Annotated in this window: 23 protein-coding genes; 13 read left to right on the forward strand and 10 right to left on the reverse strand. The window is 65.5% G+C overall.

The annotated features are described in order from the left end of the window. Nucleotides 1-8 precede the first annotated feature (8 nt). Together AC0QDI_RS06990 and AC0QDI_RS06995 are read left to right on the forward strand one after the other, a co-directional pair. Nucleotides 9-590, forward strand: a complete 582-nt coding sequence (locus tag AC0QDI_RS06990) for a hypothetical protein (protein ID WP_474666585.1) — start codon at nt 9-11, stop codon at nt 588-590. A gap of 68 nt (nt 591-658) precedes the next feature. After that, nucleotides 659-1297 carry a molybdenum cofactor guanylyltransferase gene (locus tag AC0QDI_RS06995; RefSeq protein WP_474666587.1) on the forward strand — a complete coding sequence of 213 codons (639 nt, stop codon included), beginning with the start codon at nt 659-661 and terminating at the stop codon, nt 1295-1297. An 11-nt stretch (nt 1298-1308) separates the two neighbouring features. Here AC0QDI_RS06995 and yqeC read toward each other — a convergent pair whose 3' ends face one another. Further along, on the reverse strand, nt 1309-2058 hold the full coding sequence (gene yqeC, locus AC0QDI_RS07000; protein WP_474666589.1) for a selenium cofactor biosynthesis protein YqeC: 750 nt from the start codon (nt 2056-2058) through the stop codon (nt 1309-1311). Between the two features lie 136 nt (nt 2059-2194). Here yqeC and AC0QDI_RS07005 point away from each other — a divergent pair, with 136 nt between their 5' ends. The 4 genes from AC0QDI_RS07005 to AC0QDI_RS07020 all read left to right on the forward strand — a co-directional run bounded on the left by AC0QDI_RS07005 (nt 2195) and on the right by AC0QDI_RS07020 (nt 6771). Beyond that, entirely contained in the window at nt 2195-2776 is a 582-nt protein-coding gene (locus tag AC0QDI_RS07005; protein WP_474666591.1) for a flavodoxin domain-containing protein, read from the forward strand. A gap of 5 nt (nt 2777-2781) precedes the next feature. Then, nucleotides 2782-3627, forward strand: a complete 846-nt coding sequence (locus AC0QDI_RS07010) for a hypothetical protein (protein WP_474666593.1) — start codon at nt 2782-2784, stop codon at nt 3625-3627. 249 nt (nt 3628-3876) lie between these two features. Then, nucleotides 3877-5106 (forward strand): iron-containing alcohol dehydrogenase family protein, encoded by a 1230-nt coding sequence (locus AC0QDI_RS07015; protein WP_474666595.1) that lies wholly within the window; start codon nt 3877-3879, stop codon nt 5104-5106. Between the two features lie 141 nt (nt 5107-5247). Then, a complete protein-coding gene (locus AC0QDI_RS07020; RefSeq protein ID WP_474666597.1) occupies nt 5248-6771 on the forward strand; it encodes an outer membrane protein assembly factor BamB family protein in 1524 nt (507 codons plus the stop codon). Nucleotides 6772-6809: 38 nt separating this feature from the next. Here the strand turns inward: AC0QDI_RS07020 and AC0QDI_RS07025 are convergent, their stop codons facing one another. The 5 genes from AC0QDI_RS07025 to AC0QDI_RS07045 form a co-directional block, all read right to left on the reverse strand. Continuing rightward, nucleotides 6810-7307, reverse strand: a complete 498-nt coding sequence (locus tag AC0QDI_RS07025; protein WP_474666599.1) for a hypothetical protein — start codon at nt 7305-7307, stop codon at nt 6810-6812. Nucleotides 7308-7401: 94 nt separating this feature from the next. After that, a complete protein-coding gene (gene queC / locus AC0QDI_RS07030; protein ID WP_474666601.1) occupies nt 7402-8145 on the reverse strand; it encodes a 7-cyano-7-deazaguanine synthase QueC in 744 nt (247 codons plus the stop codon). A 15-nt stretch (nt 8146-8160) separates the two neighbouring features. Continuing rightward, entirely contained in the window at nt 8161-8973 is an 813-nt protein-coding gene (locus tag AC0QDI_RS07035) for a 7-carboxy-7-deazaguanine synthase QueE (protein WP_474666603.1), read from the reverse strand. A 1-nt stretch (nt 8974) separates the two neighbouring features. Then, nucleotides 8975-9454, reverse strand: coding sequence for a 6-pyruvoyl trahydropterin synthase family protein (locus AC0QDI_RS07040; RefSeq protein ID WP_474666606.1), 480 nt, complete (start codon nt 9452-9454; stop codon nt 8975-8977). A 223-nt stretch (nt 9455-9677) separates the two neighbouring features. After that, nucleotides 9678-10034 (reverse strand): helix-turn-helix domain-containing protein, encoded by a 357-nt coding sequence (locus tag AC0QDI_RS07045; RefSeq protein ID WP_474666608.1) that lies wholly within the window; start codon nt 10032-10034, stop codon nt 9678-9680. A gap of 235 nt (nt 10035-10269) precedes the next feature. Between AC0QDI_RS07045 and AC0QDI_RS07050 the strand changes: the two genes are divergently transcribed. Then, nucleotides 10270-10953 (forward strand): competence/damage-inducible protein A, encoded by a 684-nt coding sequence (locus AC0QDI_RS07050; protein ID WP_474666610.1) that lies wholly within the window; start codon nt 10270-10272, stop codon nt 10951-10953. Nucleotides 10954-10966: 13 nt separating this feature from the next. Here the strand turns inward: AC0QDI_RS07050 and AC0QDI_RS07055 are convergent, their stop codons facing one another. Then, nucleotides 10967-11095, reverse strand: a complete 129-nt coding sequence (locus tag AC0QDI_RS07055; RefSeq protein WP_474666612.1) for a hypothetical protein — start codon at nt 11093-11095, stop codon at nt 10967-10969. Between the two features lie 194 nt (nt 11096-11289). On the opposite strand from AC0QDI_RS07055, the gene AC0QDI_RS07060 reads away from it, so the two are divergent. Beyond that, nucleotides 11290-12465: an ATP-NAD kinase family protein gene (locus AC0QDI_RS07060; RefSeq protein WP_474666614.1), complete on the forward strand. Its 1176-nt coding sequence runs from the start codon at nt 11290-11292 to the stop codon at nt 12463-12465. Nucleotides 12466-12714: 249 nt separating this feature from the next. After that, nucleotides 12715-13746, forward strand: a complete 1032-nt coding sequence (locus AC0QDI_RS07065) for a PhoU domain-containing protein (RefSeq protein WP_474666616.1) — start codon at nt 12715-12717, stop codon at nt 13744-13746. 182 nt (nt 13747-13928) lie between these two features. On the opposite strand, the gene AC0QDI_RS07070 is transcribed toward AC0QDI_RS07065, so the two are convergent. Then, a complete protein-coding gene (locus AC0QDI_RS07070) occupies nt 13929-14609 on the reverse strand; it encodes a helix-turn-helix domain-containing protein (RefSeq protein ID WP_474666618.1) in 681 nt (226 codons plus the stop codon). A 676-nt stretch (nt 14610-15285) separates the two neighbouring features. On the opposite strand from AC0QDI_RS07070, the gene AC0QDI_RS07075 reads away from it, so the two are divergent. From AC0QDI_RS07075 to AC0QDI_RS07090, 4 genes are all read left to right on the forward strand, one after another. Further along, entirely contained in the window at nt 15286-15468 is a 183-nt protein-coding gene (locus tag AC0QDI_RS07075) for a DUF7525 family protein (RefSeq protein ID WP_474666620.1), read from the forward strand. Between the two features lie 151 nt (nt 15469-15619). After that, on the forward strand, nt 15620-15844 hold the full coding sequence (locus AC0QDI_RS07080) for a DUF7123 family protein (RefSeq protein WP_098724144.1): 225 nt from the start codon (nt 15620-15622) through the stop codon (nt 15842-15844). A gap of 128 nt (nt 15845-15972) precedes the next feature. Further along, on the forward strand, nt 15973-16407 hold the full coding sequence (locus AC0QDI_RS07085) for an SRPBCC family protein (protein WP_474666622.1): 435 nt from the start codon (nt 15973-15975) through the stop codon (nt 16405-16407). 78 nt (nt 16408-16485) lie between these two features. Beyond that, on the forward strand, nt 16486-17340 hold the full coding sequence (locus tag AC0QDI_RS07090) for a carbon-nitrogen family hydrolase (RefSeq protein ID WP_474666624.1): 855 nt from the start codon (nt 16486-16488) through the stop codon (nt 17338-17340). A 777-nt stretch (nt 17341-18117) separates the two neighbouring features. On the opposite strand, the gene AC0QDI_RS07095 is transcribed toward AC0QDI_RS07090, so the two are convergent. Continuing rightward, a complete protein-coding gene (locus tag AC0QDI_RS07095) occupies nt 18118-18840 on the reverse strand; it encodes a hypothetical protein (protein WP_474667314.1) in 723 nt (240 codons plus the stop codon). A gap of 250 nt (nt 18841-19090) precedes the next feature. Next, nucleotides 19091-20278, reverse strand: a complete 1188-nt coding sequence (gene glmU / locus AC0QDI_RS07100; RefSeq protein ID WP_474666626.1) for a bifunctional sugar-1-phosphate nucleotidylyltransferase/acetyltransferase — start codon at nt 20276-20278, stop codon at nt 19091-19093. Between the last annotated feature and the right edge of the window lie 148 nt (nt 20279-20426).

A 20426-nucleotide genomic window follows, 5' to 3' on the forward strand; every position in this document is an offset into this window, starting at 1 on the left:
GTTCTGCGATGGAACTCACTCGCTCGCTCGTCACCTCGAGGGCCCGCGAGTACCTCGAGCGGGAGCCACTGTATACCGTCGAGGCGGAACAACTCGAGACGCTCCCGGCGGCGTTCGAGTCGGGCGAGTACGGCCGGCGGGACGCGGCCTGGGTCGTCAGATGGTACTACCGGCGATTTCTCGGCGACTACCCCGACGACGAGCGCCGCGAGGCGGAGGATCGATTCTGGAACAACGATTTCGAAACCGTCCGGAGCGCCATCGCCGACGCCGTCGATGCCGCCGACGCCGCCGACGAAAACGACCCGAGCGACGCCGCTGCGGGAATCGACCCGCTGACCGAACTCGAGGCGGTCGACGTCCCCGTCGCCTCGGCGTTTTGCATGTTCATCGACCCGGCGCAGTACGTCGTCGTCGGCCCCCGCGAGTGGTCGGCGCTCCGGGACGCGGACGAACTCTCTCACTCGTATCCGGACCCGCCGTCGGGTTCGCAGTACGCGACCTACCTCGAGCGCTGCCGGTGCCTCGCCGACCGCTTCGATTGCGATCTGTGGACGCTGTATCGGGCGCTCTGGCGACTCTCGGACTGAGCGGCACCGCTCGATCGCGACCGGAACGCGCCCGGACCCTTTTGCCGTCGCTGGACGAACGGTCGACTATGTCCATCGAGAGCGGGCGAGACGAGCGCACGGGTATCATCCTCGCGGGCGGCCACTCGACGCGCTTCGGCGAGGCGGACAAGGCCGTCGCCGACCTCGCCGGGACGCCGATGATCCGCCGCGTCGTCGATCGCCTCGACCCCTCGGTCGACGAAATCGTCGTTAACTGCCGAGACGAGCAGGTGCCGGCGATCCGCTCGGCCCTCGAGGGCGGTCCGGACGCCTCGTTCGCGGTCGACCCGGTCCCCGACCGCGGGCCGATGGCGGGCATCATGACCGGACTCGGCGAGGCGACGGCGGCGTACGCCGTCGTCGTCGCCTGCGACATGCCCTTCGTCGAGCCGGCCCTCGTCGATCACCTCTTCGAGCGGGCGGCCGGCCACGAGGCCGCGGTCCCGCGGCTCGATGACCGGTGGTTTCAGACCACCCAGGCCGTCTATCGCGCCGGGCCGATGATCGACGCCTGCGAGCGCGCCCTCGAGCGCGACGAGCGCAGAGTCGTCGAGCCCCTGCTGGACCTCGACTACGTCGTCGTCGACGAGGACGAGGTCCGCGAGTACGCGCCGCTCGAGACGTTCGAGAACGTCAACACCCGCGAGGAGTTCGAGGCGGCGCGCGAGCGACTCGAGGGGGAGTGACGGGACCGCAGCTACGACTCGAGGACGGCGACCACCGGGTCGTCGGCGACCATCCGCGCGAGCACCACCCGGGAGACGGCCGGCGCTCGCTCGAGCACCTCCCGTCCGATTTCCTCGGCGGTGTCCCGCAGCTCGGCGTCGTCGACCTTGTTGAGCAACGGGACGACCGTCGCACCGTCCGGCACCCCCTTGCATCCACCGCGATCGCTCGCGAGCACTCGAGCGACGTCTTCGGGCCCGATCGCGTCGCCGCGATCGAGTCCGGTGATCGCCGCCACTCGCTCCGGCCGGTGGACGTGGTCGGCCGAGAGCGGTTTCCCGACGGCCTGCACGCTCGCGATCGGGACGACGGTGTCGACGCGTCGGGGGAGTTGCGGTTCGCGCTCGTTCGGCGCTTTGAACTCCCGCGTCCGCGCACCGTCGGCCTTGACGAGAACGAGATCGGCGACGCCGGCCGCCGCGATGTCGTCGACGGCTTCGGGATCGTACCCCTCGTACCGGTCCTTTCCCGCTTGCTCCGGGACGACGCCGACGGGCCACGCGTCCGCTCGCTCGAGGGCCGCGACCGGATCCGCGGTCACGACGACGTCCTCGACGCGTCGATCGAAGATCGGGATCCGAACCGTCGCCGTCACGACCGCTCGCAGGGAGCGATCGCGTGCGGCGCGTTGGGCCAGCGTGTAGAGCGTCGTCTTCTTGCCGCCCGCACCGACGACGGCGACGACGCCGGACTCGGCTCGGAGCGCCTCGGGAACGTCCATACCGCACCTACGACCGGATCCGGCTAATCGTTTGGGCCCGTGAGCCCGCGGCCGTCGCTCGAGTCCGGCGCAGTGAGGGCGGGCACCGCCCGCCTCTTTTATCCGCCCGAAGACCGTACTGCACCGGAGAGCGACGATGGCTTCGATTCTCGTCAGTTACGGGACCGGTGAGGGACAGACGGCGACGGTCGCCGATCGAATCGGCGACGTGCTCGCCGACCGCGGTCACGACGCTACGACGATGAATGTCGACGCGATTCCGGCGGGCTTCGACTGCGAGGCGTACGACGCCGTTCTCGTCGGCGCGTCGGTTCACATGGGGAAGCATCAACCGGCCGTGGGAAAGTTCGTTCGTGATACCCGCGAATCACTGATCGGCCGTCCGACGGCGTTCTTCCAGCTCTCCATGTCCGATGCCGTGAGCGACGAAACCCGACGCGCTGAAGCGGCGGGCTACGTCGATGCGTTTCTCGAGGAGACCGACTGGCAGCCCGACCGAATCGCCCGCTTCGGAGGCGCGCTCCGGTACTCGAAGTACGGCTTCCTCAAGCGGCTCATGATGAAACGGATCGCCGCGGATGCGACCGGCGATACGGACACCGCCCGCGACTACGAGTACACCGACTGGGACGAGGTCGACGCCTTCGCCGCGGACTTCGCCGCGTTCGTCGAGGGTCGTCTCGGCCTGCGATCGCCCGAAAACGGCAGCGCGAACTGACTCGAATGGCCGCGTCTCAAACCGCCGTTCCACGTTCGTACGGCCTCGCGTCGCTTGCGACGCTCGTTTTGACGCTCGTTGCGACGCTGGTGGGGCTGTTCGTCCCCGGTTTCTATCGCGACGCGCCGGTACTGCTCCCGCAGGTGTACGGCCAGGACCTGCTGACGCTCGTCGTCGCCGTCCCCGCGCTGGCCGTCTCGCTGTTCTTCGCCGCTCGCGGCTCGCTCAGAGGATACGTCTCGTGGCTCGGCGTCACCGGTTACCTGCTGTACACGTACGCCTCGTACGCGTTCATGACCGCGTTCAACGAACTCTATCTCGTCTACGTCGCGCTGCTCTGGCTGACGCTGTTCACGTTCGTCGGCGGAACGGTCCGTTTCGATGCGACCGCGTTGAAACGGCGGGTCGGAGACGCGTCGATCCGCTCGTACGTCGGCTTCCAGCTATTGCTGGTCGTCCTGATCTCGGTGCTCTGGCTGTCGGAAATCCTGCCGGCGACCGTTTCGGGGACGACACCGCCGAGCGTCGCCGACGCCGCGCTCCCGACGTCGGTGATCTACTCGCTCGATCTCGGCGTCGTCGTGCCCGGGTTCGCTCTCTCGGCGTACTGGCTCCGGCAGCGCCGGGCGTGGGGCTACGCGTTCACGGCGGTCCTCCTCGTCAAGATCGCGACTCTCGGCGGGGCCGTGCTGGCGATGTCGGCGTTCATGATCCGCGACGGGCAACCGGTACCGCTCCCCCAGATCGTCATTTTCGGCGTACTGACGCTCGTAAGCGTATTTTTGATGGGACAATTCTTGCTCTCCATCGGTTCCGAACCGCGCTTCGCAGCCGACCGAGCCGACACCTAGCGCCCGAGAATATCCCACGCTTGCGCCGGCGTCGCGACCTCGCGGCCGATTGTACCGACTGAAACGATTCACAGATCGATCGCACAGCCGTCGTGCGATCGGGTATGCAGCGACGTTCAGTGGCTACTCTCGTGCTCCATCGATCAGCCGGTCAGGTAGATCGGAGTGATACGTCGCCCATCGGTACCGAACGCCGATCGGTCTGCCGGTGCTCGCGGCTTTAATACGTACCGACGCGTACGAGGCTTCATGACGGACTCTCGCTCGAGCGAGCGCGATCCGGCCTTCCGATTCGAGTACGAACCCGCCACCGTCAGGTTCGGAGCCGGCTGCGTCGACGACCTCGATGTGGAACTCGAGGCTCAGGGTCTCGAGCGCGCGCTGGTCGTCTGTGGCTCGACCGTCGGGAGCACGCCCGACGTGATCGACCCGGTCAGGACGGGGCTGGGCGATCGGTTGGCCGGCGTCTTCGACGAGACGACGCCGAGAAAACGGCTCGCGACGGCGATCGACGGCCGCGAGCGGCTGCGAACGGACGACGCCGACGTGCTCGTCAGCCTCGGCGGCGGCAGCAGCCTCGACGTCGCGAAGCTGATCAGTACCCTCGCGGCGAGCGATCGGTCCCACGAGGACGTGGCGGCCGAGTTCGCTGCTCGAGGGACGATCGCGGTCCCGGAGGAGGGACTGGTCCCGATCGTCGCCGTCCCGACCACGTTGGCCGGTGCAGACCTCTCGATGGTCGCCGGCGTCACGGCGTCGCCGGACTCGAGCCCGGTCGACGCGGAGATCGGCGGCGGGGGGATCAGCGATCCCGGATTGATGCCCGCGACCGCCGTCTACGACCCAGCGCTGGTCGCGACCACGCCCGACTCGATCCTCGCGGGCTCGGCCATGAACGGCTTCGACAAGGGAATCGAGACGTTGTACGCGCGCAATGCGACGCCGATCACCGACGCGACCGCCCGCCACGGCCTCGAGAAACTCGGGGACGGACTGCGAGCGTTCGGCGACGGCGAGCGGGATATCGGGACGTTCGAGACGATCCTCGAGGGGGTCGTCCTCGTCCAGTACGGCATCTCGAGACCCGGGGAAACGACGGCGTCGATCGTCCACGCCTTCGGCCACGGCCTCACGCGGACGGACGACGTTCAGCAGGGGGCGGCCCACGCCGTCGTCGTCCCCTACGTCCTCGAGTATCTCTTCGAGAGCGACGGCGTGGACGCTCGAGCGGGGATGCTCGCGAACGCGCTCGGGGTCGGGGACGCCGCGGATCACGAGGCCGCGGTCGTCGAGGCGGTCACCGAGGTTCGGGACGAACTCGGCCTGCCTTCGCGGCTGCGGGACGTCGACGGTCCCGACCCCGCGGCGTTCACCGCGGTGGCGGAGGCGATTCTGAACGACGCGTTCATGGCGAACGCGCCGCCGGGACTGGAGCCGACCGTCGACGAAATCGAGGGCGTGCTCGAGCGGGCGTGGTGAGTGACCGAAAAACCGGCCAAGATCCCGTCTCACTGGTAGTATTTCCGCTGTCGCAACCGTTCGAACTCCCGCGTTTCCGGAGTGGAACGTACTTATTGAACCGATAAGTAACAGTGCTCGATACCGCCGTTCGGATAGATCATGAGCGAGCACGACAGACGGACCGTTCTCCGGTACGCCGGACTCACGCTTGCTGCCGGAGTCGGGGCGGCGACGGGCACGGTAGCAGCCCGGGAACCCGTCGTCGACGGATCCGCGGACGACGCAATCGCGGAGGGGGGATCGACGACCGGCGAATCGGTGACCGCGAACGGCTCGAGGGGCTGGTCGTCGATCCGTGGCGATGCGGGAAACACGGGTTTCGCTCCGGGTTCGGCCGGGCCGAAATCGCCTGTCAGCGTCGCCTGGGAGGACGATCACGGCGGAACGTTCGCCGTCGTCGACGGGACGGTCTACCTCGTCGCCGACGACGGGCAGGTGCGCGCGATCGACGCGATCGACGGAACGCTCCGGTGGGAGACCGAGATCACGGCGGCGAGTCGAGAGGAGCCGGTGGACGCCACGGGGCCACCGGCGGTGGCACACGAGACGGTGTACGTCACCAGCAAAGGAGACGACCCGAATCTGACCGCGCTCGACGGTGCGACCGGGGACGTCCGCTGGCAGGAGAGCGGCCTCGGATCCGAGACGAACCTGTCGCCCACCGTCGCGAACGAACTGGTGTTCCTCGTGGCCGACAAGGTCCTGTACGCGCTCGACGCGCATAGCGGCGAGCGGCGGTGGCAGTTCCAACCGGGCACGGTGACGACTGACGACGGGCGAGAACGGGGCGATTACCTGCAGCGAGACTCGGTCGCCGTCGCCGGCGGAACGGTGTTCGCTCTCAGCAACAAGCGGCTGATCGCTCTGGACGTCGAAACCGGGGACGAACGGTGGACGGACGGCGTCGACGACTGGGCCTCGAGCACGTTCTCCGGTCGCCCGATCGCCGCCGACGGTGTCGTCGCCGCCGTCAAAGCCGGCGTCGTAACGATCTACGACGCCGGAACCGGTGCGGAGCGATCGACGATACCCACCCACTCGCTGGACGTACTCACCGACGATCGCGTGTACGCCGTGACCGACGCCGAAGACGGCGACCGGAAGACCGTCACCGGCTACGATCCGGAGACGGGAGATCGCGTCTGGCAACCGTCTGACGGCGACGGATCGTTCGCGTCGGTGGTCGTCGCCGACGACTCCGTCTACGTTGGGCTCGAGGAATCCGGCGTGGCCGCGTTCGCCCGAACGGACGGCAGCGGCGAGTGGCGCGTCGACACCGGGACGAAGCCGCGACAGGTAGCGGTCGTCGGCGACACCGTCTATGTCAGCAGCACTGGCCTGTTCGCGATCCGGACCGACGGCGAAGAGCGAGGCGAGGCGAGCGACGGCGGTGAAACCGGGAACTCCTCCGATGCCGGAAACGAATCGTCCGATGCCGGAAACGTATCGACCGATGCCGGAAACGAATCAACCGGTGGCTCCGAGAACGGAGCGGCCGACGACACCGATACCGAATCGGCCGACGATGCCGACGAAACTCCGGGTTTCACCGCCGGCACGAGCATCGCCAGCGGGGTACTCGCCCTCGAGTGGCTGCGCCGACGGACCGGCGGCGACGAGTGAAACACAGAGTCGAGGTGGCGCGGTAACGGCGGTCGGGGTCAGCGGTCACGGTTCGTGAACGCCTCCGTCCCAGTCTCCGACCCCGATCCGACCGCCGACGGCGGTTCGACCCCGCGTCGCGGCGGCTCGAGGCCGGGGTGGAAGGGTGAGCACAATCTAACGCCGTAAATCAACACGATCGTCCCGCCGGCGGCGAGGATGAACAGGACCGTGGGATCGGCGACGTGGACGAGCCGGAGGAGCGTGAGCCCGAACCCGCCGGCCAGGAGGGAGAACACCTGCCCGACGGAGACCCAATCGGGAACGCGCTCGACGATCGCTTCTCGATAGGACGTCACGTACAGGAAGCCGGAACAAACGCCGAGGATCACGACCGGCCAGTACTCGAGCGGCCGGGGAAGCCCCGCATCGAAGTGAACGAACGCGGCCAAAGCCGGCAGGGTGAGTGCGAGCGTCACGAACTCGCCGCGACGCCCCTCGGGGAACTGCCAGCCCCCGTCATCGTCTCGGAACCAGCGGGCCACAAAGCGCGTCACGAGCGGCCGGTTCGACGTGTCGGCTGTTGAAGGTTTTCATCGCGTTTCGGAATCCCGGACGGTTTCCGACGGATTGTGACGTATACTGACGTCTTTACTGACCGCCAGGCTCGTCCGCGTACGACGGTCGCTCGGCGTACTCGATCGGGTCGCGAACGCCGATATTCTGGAAAGCCTGCAGCCGGAACGCACACGCGTCACAGGTGCCACAAGCGGGCTCGTTCTCGCGGTAGCAACTCCAGGTGTGCTCGTAGGGGACCGCGAGTTCGACGCCGCGCTCGGCGATGTCGGTCTTCGAGTCGTCGACGAAGGGGGCTTCGATCGAGAGGTCGGTCTCGGGTTTCGTGCCGACGTCGACGACCGCCTCGAAGGCCTCGAAAAATTCGGGGCGGCAGTCGGGATACCCCGAGAAGTCCTCGCTGTGGGCACCGATGAAGACGGCCTCGCAATCGTTCGCTTCGGCGTAGGAAACGGCCATCGAAAGCAGGTTCGCGTTCCGGAAGGGGACGTACGACGAGGGGATCTCGTCGCTCTCGAGGTCGGCGTCGTCGACGGCCATTTCGTCGTCGGTGAGGCTCGAGGCCCCGATCGCCGACAGGTGGTCGGTCTCGAGTCGCAGGAAGTCGGCCGCGTCGAACTCGTCGGCGAGCCGGCGCGCGCACTCGAGTTCGCGATCCTCCGTTCGCTGGCCGTAGGAGGTGTGCAGCGCGTAGATCTCGTAGCCCCGTTCGCGGGCCTCGGCGGCGGCGGTGGCGCTGTCCATGCCGCCCGAGAGGAGGACGACGGCGCGTTTGGCGGTCGATTCGTCGGTCGTGGGCTCGGTGGTTGTGTCAGTCATGCAGGTGGCGTCAGATCACGTTTCGGGGGCGTCGTTCCAGAGGTCGACGTGCAATCGCGGCGTGTACCGAAAGCCGTACTCCATCGCGAGGTCGGCGACCGCCGTTCGAGTCTCCGCGAGGCGCTCGCGAGTCGCCCCTTCGGGCATCAAGAGCACGTCGTCGTCGCTGATCGGAGCGTCGGCAACAGTGCGAAGCTCTGCGAGTAGCTCGAGGATTTCCGGCATGTCCTCGGCGTCGGTCACGACGAACTTCAGCTGAAAGTCGTAGTCTTCGACCAGCCTCGCGAGCGAGTCCATGTCGATTCGATCGCTCTCGTGGCGCGCTTCCCACTCGCCCTCACCGCTGGGATCGCGTTCGGGCGTCGGCGTACTGCTCTCGAGTTTCGGACTGATCGAGGCCAGATCGATCGGCGCGTCCCGGTAGATCGTCCCGTTGGTCTCGACGGTGGTGTGATAGCCGCGCTCGTCGAGCGCCTCGAGCAGGGCGACGCTCTCCTCGTGAATCAGCGGTTCGCCGCCGGTGAGGACGACGTGATCGGCGTCGTGGGACTCGATTTCCGCCAAGATCTCCTCGAGTCCCAGCCACGCGTGGGTCGGCTCCCACGAGGTGTGATAGGAGTCGCAGAACCAACACCGGAGGTTACAACCGCTCGTCCGGACGAACACCGAGGGGACGCCGGCGAGCGTTCCCTCTCCCTGCAGCGAGTAGAACAGTTCGTTGATCGGGAGCCCCTCGGTGGAACGACCGTCCTCGGCGTCGATTTCGGCCGCGTTCTCGGCATCAACCCCGGCCACGTTCTCGAGATCGACCGAATCGGAAACCGGCATCTCAGAACCCGCTTCCGCCGCAGAGTTCGTGCGTCTCGCTGACCTGCACGGAAACGTCGGTGACCGTCTCGGGCAGGGCCGCCTCGAGTTTCCGCTCCAGGATCACGCTCATCACCTCGGCCGTCGGCGGGTGGTCGAGGACGACGACCGCCTCGTCGTCGCCGGCGGTCTCGAAGGCCTCCACGAGGGGGTCGCCGGTCTCGAGCAGGAACGCGTGGTCCCACTCGGATATCACCTTAGTAATATCGCCTTTGTCGGCGATCCACCCCTCCTCGGTCAGGTGACCCGCGACGGTGACGGCGACCTCGTAGTTGTGTCCGTGCGGTCGCGAACACTTGCCGTCGTGATGTCTGATCCGGTGACCGGCGCTGATTCTGATCGGCCGGTCGCGGCCGACGTGGAGGACGCGATGGCTCCCAACGACCCCGTCGTCCGCCGTGGCGGCCGGGCCGGACTCGCGGTTCTCGACTGATTCGGTCATACCGTGGTCTTCTCTCGGGAATACTTAAAGATGGTCGCTTACCGACGCGCGACCGGATCGGCGTCGGCGAACGATCGTCTCTCGGTAGTGACGGAGCAGATCGATCGCAGAAATATCGGTCCTTCGGCGTCGACTTCGTCTCCGGATTGCTGTCCCGGTTTCGCGATGCAACTGCGACCGTCCGTCCGGAGCCGTCGAAACCGACTTCGAGCGGTCCGTCCCGTCAGTTCTCGAGTTGATCCTGGAGCCGGTTTTTCGCCTCGGTGCGACGCTTGCGCGAAAACTCGGGCGCGTCGTCCGAGAAGTCGATCTCGATCTCGTCGAGCGTGCGTCGGTAGATGTTCGTTCGTCGGCCTTCCTCGGAGAGCTGTCGGCCCTCGCAGGTCAACAGCCCGGCGTCCACGAGTTCTTCGATTCGGCGATAGCAGGTCGCGATCGGAATCTCGATCGCTTCGCTCAGTGATTGGGCTGATTTCGGCGTTCCCGCGGCGCAGAGGATTTCTGCGCTGTATTTGTTGCCCAGCGCGGAGAGCACCGAGGTCGAATCCCCGTCCGTTCGTTCCGTCCGACTGCGAGACATACTCCGCTCGTTATCAATTACCATAATTGAATCTTTTGGTTATTACTAGTTATCTGTTATACTGAATTACCCGCTCGATTAACTCTCCATATCTCAGAGTGTTATTACGGCTACAACTAATGCGATATCTACTCGCAGAGTAAACGACCGAGACGTCGGTCCCATTGAAAGCGTGGTATATCTGTCCGTCGACGAGGGCGAGACGCATTTGAGGACCCGGCTCGAACGGGCCGGTATGAACGTCGCGGTCGTGACGATCGGAGACGAACTGCTCGCCGGACGAACGGCGGACACGAACGCAACGTGGCTCTGCGAGCAGCTCGACGATCGGGGCGTCGACGTCGAGCGCGTGACGACGCTCCCCGACCGGGTCGGCGACATCGCACGCGTCGTCAACGAGTATCGCGCCGAGTACGACGCCGTGATCATCACCGGCGGTCTCGGCCCGACTCACGACGACCTCACGATGGAGGGCGTCGCGGCCGCGCTCGGGCGCTCGCTCGAGGAACACGACGACGCACTCGCCTGGCTCGAGACGGACGGCTACACTCGCGACGACCTCGCGGCGGGAACGGCCGACCTGCCGGCCGGTGCGCGGGCGCTGCACAACGAAACCGGCGTCGCTCCCGGCGCGGTCCTCGAGGGCGTCTACGTGCTCCCCGGCGTTCCCTCGGAGATGAAGGCGATGTTCGAGACGATCGCCGACGAGTTCGCGGGGACGCCGACCTATCGGGAGACGGTCGTCGCCGACGAACCCGAAAGCGCGCTCCTCGATCGGATCGCCGCCCTCCGCGAGCGCTACGATGTCTCCGTCGGGAGCTATCCGGGCGAGTCGGTCCGGATCGAACTCAAAGGGGCCGACGAGTCGACCGTCGCGGAAGCGGCCGCGTGGCTCCGCGAGCGGGTCGAGTCTCCGTAACCGGATCGAACCGTCAGCGGTAGAAGTAGGCCATCCAGGCGACCGTTACGAGCAGGCCCAGAGCGAGCGCGCTCCAGCCGACGATATCCATTGGTAGCTCCGTGTCCGTCGCGAGAACGGCGGCGTCGATCAGTGCAGGCATGGTCGGCGATCGGTTCCCGTCCCTCTTAATCCTTCAGAAAACGAGCGGATCGCTCGTCGCTCGTCGGTCTCGAGCCGGTGGTGAGTTACGGGCGAGCTGTGGCTGGATCGCGGACCGGTTGCAGTATCGCTCGCGGCGCGAGACCGACGGACGGCTGCGACACGGCTTTCCCACTGGCGTCCGCATAGCACGCCATGGAGTCCATCGGCGTCGTCGTCAACCCGATCGCGGGGATGGGCGGTCGGGTCGGATTGAAGGGGACCGACGGGAACGTCGAGGAGGCGCGACGGCGCGGTGCCGAGCCGCGAGCGCCGGACCGAGCGCGGGAGGCGTTGCGATCGCTCCGCCGACGCGCGCCGGATCTCACCGTCTACACCGCCGCCGGCGTGCTGGGCGAACGGGCGGTCCGGGACGCGGGCTTCGAGCCCACGGTCGTCTACGAACCGGGAGCGACCGGCGACGACGGCTCGAGCGATCCGGCGCGGCCCGACGATCCTGGAGCCGCCGAGACGACGGCGGACGATACCCGCGCTGCCGTCCGCGCGCTGCTCGAACGGGATGTCGAACTAGTTCTGTTCGTCGGCGGCGACGGCACCGCGGTCGACGTCGCCGCGGTGCTCGAGGAGGCGGCGGGAGAGACGCCGATGCTCGGCGTGCCGGCCGGAGTCAAGATCTACTCGTCGGTCTTCGGCGTCACCCCGACCGATGCCGGCCGGATCGCCGCGGAGTTCGAGCGCGTCGAGTCCCGCGAGGTCAACGACATCGACGAGGCCGCCTACCGCGAGGGGGAGGTCCGGTCGGAACTGCGGGCGATCGTTCCGGTTCCCGTCGCGCCGGCGTTACAGTCGGGCAAGCAGGTCTCGAGCGGCAGCGTCGACTCGCTGGCCGCGGGGTTCGCCCGCGAAGTCGAACCCGGGCGGACCTACGTTTTCGGTCCCGGCAGCACCGTCGGAGCCATCGAGCGGGAACTGGGAATCGACCCCTCGCCGCTGGGCGTCGACGTCTGGCGCGCTGGGCTCGAAACGGGCGGGGCCGCGGGCGACGACGCCGAGTCGGACGACCGGCGCGGTGACGTTCTCGCTCGCGACGCCGCGGAGTCGGACATCCTCGCGGTGCTCGCGGACCCGGTTACCATCGTCGTCTCGCCGATCGGCGGGCAGGGGTTCATCTTTGGTCGGGGAAACCACCAGATTTCCCCGGCAGTGATCCGCCGCGCCGACGATATCGAGGTCGTCGCCGCCGACGAGAAACTGGACGGAATCGAGACGTTGCACGTCGATACCGACGACGATGAGATCGACGAACGACTCGAGGGGTGGCTGCAGGTTCGGACGGGTCGGTTTACCACCCGGATGGTTCCCGTCGCCTGACGGTTGGGGCAGCATCCAGTTATTTGCTGTTCCATACGGCATTCCGTCAGCTGCACCCTAGACGTCCCGTCGGCAACTACTCTACGCGTCCCGTCGGCTGCGATCCCGAGGGCGTTTCGAACAGCGGTCCCCTACCGAATTATATAAGGACGATGTCGCATCTGCCAACGACCTCAACCATATAACGATTGAAGACGATATAATGACCATATAGTCAAGATTAAGGTCAAGTCGGTCGTATGGTGTCACATGGAAACGCGGAAAGTGCAACGACTCGGTCCATCGACCCTCGCCATGACGCTCCCGGCGGAGTGGGCGTCCGAACACGCCGTCGAAAAAGGCGACGAAGTATCGCTGCGGACCAGCGGCAAGGGCACACTGACCGTGATGCCCGAGTCGGCCAACACGGAGGAGACCGAAGCGATCATCCACACCGACGAGCTCGACGCCGACGCCGTCGAGCGCGCGATCGTCGCCCAGTACGTCCTCGGGCGGCGCATCATCCGCATCGAGCGCGAGGACGGCGCCCTCGAGTCCGATCACATCAACGCCGTCTATCAGGCCGAGACCCAGCTGATGGGACTCGGCGTCATCGAGGAGACCCCCGAGAGCATCTCGATCCGCTGCTCGGTCGATCCCGAGGACTTCACGCTCGATAACCTCCTCGAGCGCCTCGAGCGGACCGGCCAGACGATGCGCGGCGAGGGCATCAAGGCGCTGGCCCACGGCAACCCGGATCTGGCCCAGCGCGCCCTGAATCGGGAGCGACAGGCCAACAAGATCTTCGTCCTCCTGTTGCGCCTGATCTTTACGGCCTACCAGAACCCGAACCTCGCGCGAGCGGTCGGCCTCAACACCAGCTTCCCGCTGATCGGCTACCGCTCGATCGCGAAGAACCTCGAGTTGACCGCCGACAACGGCGAGGACATCGCCGAGATCGTCATCGAGACCGAAGGGCACTCGCTCAACGTCGATAGCTCCGTGATGCGCGACATCCGGGAGCTGAACGAACTGGTCGACGATATCACGTCCAGAGCCGTCGAGGCCGCCGTCGAACGCGACTACAACAAGTCCAACGAGGTCCGCGCGCTGTTCCACGATATCTCCGACCTCGAGCAGGAGATCCTCGCGGAGTTACCGGAGATGGATAACGAAGACCTGCTACGAGTCCGTGAGGTGCTCGTCAGCCTCCAGCAGACCGCCCAGTACGCGATGCGAAACGCCGAAATCGCGGCGAACCTCGCGCTTAACGAGGAGTCCGAGCACACCACGATCAAGTGAGATTCGTCCCGGTAGTTCCATCGCGGATCTCCCGGTCCGTGGTGCAAGGATAGCCGGTAAACAGTCCCGTTATGCAGGACTAGCACGAAATCCGTGATGACTATTCGACAGCTGTACAGCTGCCGAATCTACCGAGGTGACGCCTATCCGCTAGTAGTGACGTCGATAACGTTGCGATGGCTTCACACGAGTACCGATCTGATAATCTTCGCTTCTGCTCGTCGAAGATGATCTCCAACTGTTCCCCGTGAAAGTCCGAGCTCGGTGGCTAACTCGCGTTGGGTTGTCCGACGAGGGATGTCATAGTATCCTGCGGCGAGTGCTGTCCGGAGGATTTCTTTCTGCCGGTCGGTGAGTTGCCCCGCTGGGTCGCTCACGTCCGGCTGATACTCTCCCGCGCGTTCGAGAGTCACGTCTACTTCCGCGGGGAGGCCAGCGATCAGTTGCTGAAGGGCTGCATCCTCACCAAAGAGCGTAACTTGTAGTCCATCATCGGTCTCTCTCATCGGCCAGTCGATACTGATCGCTTCGGTATCGATCCGTTCGAGAAGGGCAGTTTCGAGTTCATCGGGCTCGTAGTGCAGATACGCCAGCCACGTCTCACCGCCCGTCACAGTGCAAGATCTGATCTCAGGGATCTCGTCTTCGATCGTCCCGAGCCGGTCAGCATCGCCCCTGAACCGCGCGACGCCGACAACGGTCCCATCATCGAGGAGATTGACGTAGTGTATCGCTTCCTGTGTCGCGACGAGCGTGCCATCAATCCGAACCTCTCTCGGATCGTCGACGCCTCTTTGCATCCGTTGCTCGTTTTTCGACCGAATGTGTTCTTCCAGGGCTACGACGACGGTTACGTATCTCATTATCGGCAATAGTCACACACTCGGGCGTACCGTTCGGTTCGTGTCGAATCGTCTCTCGGGATGTAGCGTTTTTGCCGTCATCGTACAAGGGTGTGATACTGTAGTCGGTTATAAAGGAAAGGTGCATGCTCGGCGTTACACCGGAGGATACACGCCCCCTCTGTTGCTCTGATGGAGAGTCGAAAGATCCACACGTGGAACACGAGAGCGATTGTACTGATAACCCTCGGCGCCTTCGTGGCGCTTCTCGGAGCGTTCTGGGCCGTCCAAGGCCTCGGAATCGTTCGGGTAGATCCGATTTTGTGCGCCACAGACTGCGAACCGATCACCGGACGATCAGTGCGGTGGACGGTCACGGGCGCAGTGGCCCTGTTCGTGGGACTCGTCATTGTCGGGGCGGGGCTGAGACGGACTACATACTGAGTTGCGGTGACTCAGTACCGATCTAAAGCTCGACACATTCGGATTGGATAGTTAGTGATCAGTTCTACCGCCGAGGAGGGGGGATTGAGAACTGTTCTCGTCGTCGTCAACTCGTCTTCGCTCCTGTGGTGGTTTGATACCGTTCCAGCCGAATATGCGGGAGGATTCCCGACCAATTCACCGGTCGTCGTTCTCGTCTCCTCGGCGTTCATGAATGAGTGAAGTTAAGAGACCCCACACACAACGCCCGAGCATGGCTACGGAAACCGAGGCGACGGACAAGGGCGTCGGACTGGCGCTCGCACTGGGCGCACTCGCGGTGATCGGCGCACTCGTCATGCTCGTCGGCGCACCGGACGTGACCGCGGCGTGGGGCTTCGCTGGGGCCGTTCTCTTTAGCTCGCTCGCGGTCGTCGGCATCCACCTCTTCGACTGACGAGGTGCAGCGACGACTCGACAGTAGAATCGACGGCCCGAACCGAATCAGGGGCTCGAGACGACCGATCGACCGGCGCTCGGTACCGAACCCGGGACGCTCCGGCCGTTAACAGTTAAGACCGACGACCACCTAGAGTGGCGTACGGACGATGACCGACTACTCCGACGAAGAGCGGCGAATTGTCTCGTACCTCCGCGAGAGCGCTGCCCGCGGCGAACAGTACTTCCGGGCGAAGAACATCGCGGACGCGATCGGACTCTCGTCGAAACAGGTCGGCGCTCGACTGCCACACCTCGCGGAGAAAACGGACGACGTCGACATCGAGAAATGGGGCCGCGCCAGGTCGACGACCTGGCGAGTCACGATCAGTTGATCGCCGTCGACGCGCGTAACTCGACGCTCCCAATCTACCCCGATTTCGCTGCGTATCGCCACGATCGCAGCGACTGGTCACCCTGCCGGTCCACTGTCTTTTTATCCGACAATCGCACAGGTACGGGCATGACTGTACGGATCGAGCGATCGTTTGAGGTGGATGCGTCGCCGGAACGAGTCTGGGAGTTCATCGTCGATCCGGCGAACCGGGCCGAGGCGATCAGCGTCGTCGAATCCTACTCGATCGACGATCCGGAGGGGCGGCGCGCGACCTGGCGGGTCTCGCTCCCGATTCCGCTCGTTCGGAAGACCATCGCCGTCGACACCGAAGACGTCACGCGACGACCGCCGGAGTACGTCAAGTTCGTCGGCGAATCGAAAGTGATGGACGTCATCGGCGAACACGAGATCACCGAGACCGACGACGGTGCCCGCCTCGAGAACGGCTTCGTCGTCGACGGCAAGCTCCCGGGCGTCGAGCGGTTCTTCAAGCGAAATCTCGATTCGGAACTCGAGAACCTTCAGCGCGCGCTCGAGCGGGACCTGCAGAAGACACAGTGATGCGGTCGACACGGTAACGCGGTCGACACGGTACCGCAGCCGACACAGTAACGGTGGTGGGGCGGCCACAGGTGAACGATGACTGCTGACGCGAACGCCGCCGCTGCGGGCGCCGAAACCGGCGACTCGCTCGGGCTCGCACTCGCACAGATCCGCGTCGAGGCCGGCGAGGTCGACGCGAACGTCGACCGGGCGCTCGAGGCGGTGTCCCGGGCCGCCGATCGCGGCGCGGACCTGGTCGCCCTGCCGGAACTGTTCACCGTGGGCTACTTCGCGTTCGACCTCTACGCGCGCACCGCCGAACCGTTCGCGGGGGAGACCTTCACCCGCATTCGGGAGGCGGCCGCCGATCACGACATCGCCGTCCTCGCGGGCAGCATCGTCGAGGATCTGTCGGCGACCGACAGCGTCGCCACGCCCGCCGACGAGGGACTGGCGAACACCGCCGCGCTGTTCGACGCCGACGGCGACCTGCAACTCGTTTACCGAAAGCACCACCTCTTCGGCTACGAGTCCGCGGAGTCCGAACTGCTCGTCCCCGGCGACCGCCTCGAGACGGCGACGATCGGTGACTTCACCGTCGGCGTGACGACCTGTTACGACCTGCGATTTCCGGAACTCTACCGGCGACTGGTCGACGACGGCGTCGAACTGGTCCTCGTCCCGAGCGCGTGGCCCTATCCGCGCATCGAACACTGGGAGACGCTCTCGCGGGCCCGCGCGATCGAAAATCAGGCCTACGTCGCGACGATCAACGGCGCCGGCGAGTTCGACGACGCCACGCTGTTGGGCCGCTCGAGCGTCTACGATCCCTGGGGCGTCTCGCTGGCCTCGAGCGGCGACGAGCCGGCCCTGATCACGACGGAGATCGACCCCGAAACGGTCGACAGGGTCCGCGCGGCGTTCCCGGCGCTGCGGGATCGGCGGCTGTGACCGCTCGGAGTCGGCGGCCGTGACTGCTTTTGCACTGCGACCGTCGCCGGGTGCCGACCGCTGACTTTTTACTTCACCAGATCCTTGGTTCGGATGCCGGCACAGGCGCTTTTCACGTCTACCCCGGCATAGCGCGTCGCTCCGGCCCGTCGCACGCTCGGTTTCCCGCGGGAACCGAGCGACCACGTCCGCACCCACTTCCGCCTCTTCCCACCTTTCGCCTCCCACCTTTCCTCTCAGTTTCCTGCTCGTTCGCTCGAGAGAAGTCAGTTCGATCGACGCGAGTCCGTCAGCAGAACCTGAATACAGCGCACAGTTTACGCAATCTGTAATGGGAAGTGGATTCTGATAGGATTGGGGAGACGAAGCGTCCTGCTATCGTGGCACCAGGGAATCGCCACGCCCTCCCCAGCCGATTGCTACTCACGGCGGCGGAGCCGCCGTTCGTATGGTTCGCGGAACCGACGGTTCCGCGCTTAACGCTCACTCACAGACGTTCGTTCGCTCATCCACTGTCAGAGCACGCTCTGACAAGCCTTCGTTCACTGCGTCTGCTCACGGGTGCAAAGCACCCGTTCGCATGGTATGCGGGACCGTCGGTCCCGCACTATTCACGAAGACCTCGCACGACGTCGCGCCGCGGTTTATTCGCATTCACCGCGGCCCAGCGCGCGCCACCGCACACCGGCTGGACGGTCTGGAGTGAAATGTGTTTTTTCTGTACTGAGCAGACGGCTATCAAGACTGCGGTGGACGGGCCGTCTAGTGCCGCTCGAGTCAGAACGGGAAGCCGCCGTAGCGGAGATAGACCATATCGAGTATCAGGAGGAGCTGGAAGAAGCCCTGGACGCCGCCGAGCATCGCGTTCTGTTGGCCGATCGCGGCGATGACCGACGGATCGGGCGCGGGTGAGCGCATCTCTCTGTACATCCGCAACTCGCCGGGGAGCAAGAATCCGAACCCCTGTACCGAGAGGATCGTGACGATGCCGAGCGCGACGGCGATCGCGGGCTCGGTCATCGCGAACCCGTCGATCGTGAGCGCGACCCAGGTCAGCGAGCCGATCGCGGCGACGGCGAAGGGTATCTGCCAGCGGCGATCGGCCCACGCGTTCAGTCGCCACCCGAGCAAGAGCAAGATCGGAATCAGGTTCACCGCGGTGAACAGCGCCAGCCACGACTCGGCGTGGGGAAACATGCCGATCCGCTGGGACAGCGTGATGCCGCCGGCGATCGTGACGAACGCCAGCGACGGGAGGAGAAACGCCGTCTTCGGCGTGAGCCGCTGGAACACGGCCGAACTCTGGTCGTCGTCGAGGCCGCCGATGACCGGCCCGAGCACGGCTCCGATGAAGAGATCGATCCCGGTCCAGAGTATCCCCGCCATCACGTGCACGTAGGTGTGTTGCTCGAGCGTCCCGACCGTCACCGCGTAGCCCAGCGCGGCCAGCGGCACCACCACGACGGCCACCGCGAATGCCGGATTCGCTCGTTCCCCCATCCCCCTGATCGTTCCGCGAACCGTCGCCGTCGACATGGGTGGTAGCTGATACCAATGCCACATAAATAGTCGCCCTCGAGCAACTACTTCCGGAAGGACGCACGTCTCGGCGCTGAATGGGTTGAATCGCTAGTTTCGATATCGAATGTCAGGGGATGATTGCCATCCGTCGGCTCTGGTGTGCAATTGAGAAGCGACAGTAGCCGACGATACCGCCGAGGACGGTTCGAAGGGGCCGGCGGCCGGCCCGTTACCGGTCTCGCTCGATGGTTTCGCCGGGTCTCGTGGTCGCACCGGACTCGAGTTTCAGTCCGGGTGTGAGACTCGTGTTGATTCCGGTTTTGGCCTCGTCGCCGGCGACCACGCCGAACTTCCGTCGGCCCGTCGAGACGCGCTCGCCCTTGACCGTAAACCGGATATCGCCGTCGTCGTGGCGAAGGTTCGCCACGTTCGTCCCCGCGCCGAAGTTGACGTTGCGACCGAGGACGCTGTCGCCGACGTAGGAGAGGTGACTGACCGACGTTCCGCGGGAGACGACGCTGTTTTTGATTTCGACCGAATGGCCGATTTCGGCGTCCGGTCCGACCATCGTCGCTCCTCGCACGTACGCGTTCGGCCCCACCTCCGCGCCGTCGCGGATCAGCGCCGGCCCCTCGATGACGACGCCGGGTTCGACCGTCGCGCCGTCTTCAACGACGACCGCTCCCTCGAGCCGCGCGTCCTCGCTCACGTCGCCGTCGATCCGGCGCCCCATCTCCGCGAGTTTCCACTCGTTGGCCTCGAGCAGTTCCCAGGGCCGGCCGACGTCGAGCCACCGCTCGAGGGTGATCGGCGTCACGTCGTACTCGTCGATCACCCGCGCGACGACGTCGGTGATCTCGTGTTCGCCGCGTTCGCTCGAGGGAACCTCGAGCCACTCGCGGGCTTGGGCGGGGAAGGCGTAGGCCCCGGCGTTGGCGAGGTTCGTCGGCGGATCGGCGGGCTTTTCGACGATCTCCGTTACCGGGCCGTCCTCGCCGGCGGTGCTGAGGACGCCGTAGTTGCTCGGCTCGTCGACCTCGATCGCGCACACGGCCGGACAGGCGTCGAACAACCGATCGATCGCGGCCTGATCGTAGAGGTTGTCGCCGTTGAGCACGGCGAAGGGACCTTCGATGTGGTCTCGAGCGGCGTTGACCGCGTCGGCGGTCCCGGCCTGTTCTTCCTGCACGGCGTAGGAAACGGGGATACCCCGATACTCGGTACCGAAGTAGTTTCGAACCGTTTCGGCCTCGTAGCCGATTACGAGGACGATTTCGTCGGCTCCAGCGTCGACCGCCGCGTCGACGGTGTGGGCCGCGAGCGGTCGATCGGCGACCGGTAGCATGGGCTTCGGAACCGATTCTGACAACGGTCGCATCCGCGTTCCTTGACCCGCCGCGAGAACGACTGCCTTCATGTACTCCTCCCTTCCACGAATCCCCGGATAAGCGATTCGTTCGCGGATAGAAAGTGAAAGTCGAATGGGTCGTTACTACGGGCGAGGAAGCCAACGGCGTATCGGTGCGGAGCTGACAGTTCGACGACTGCCGCCATACGGTCCGCTC

Source organism: Natrinema sp. LJW11 (genome assembly GCF_056135975.1).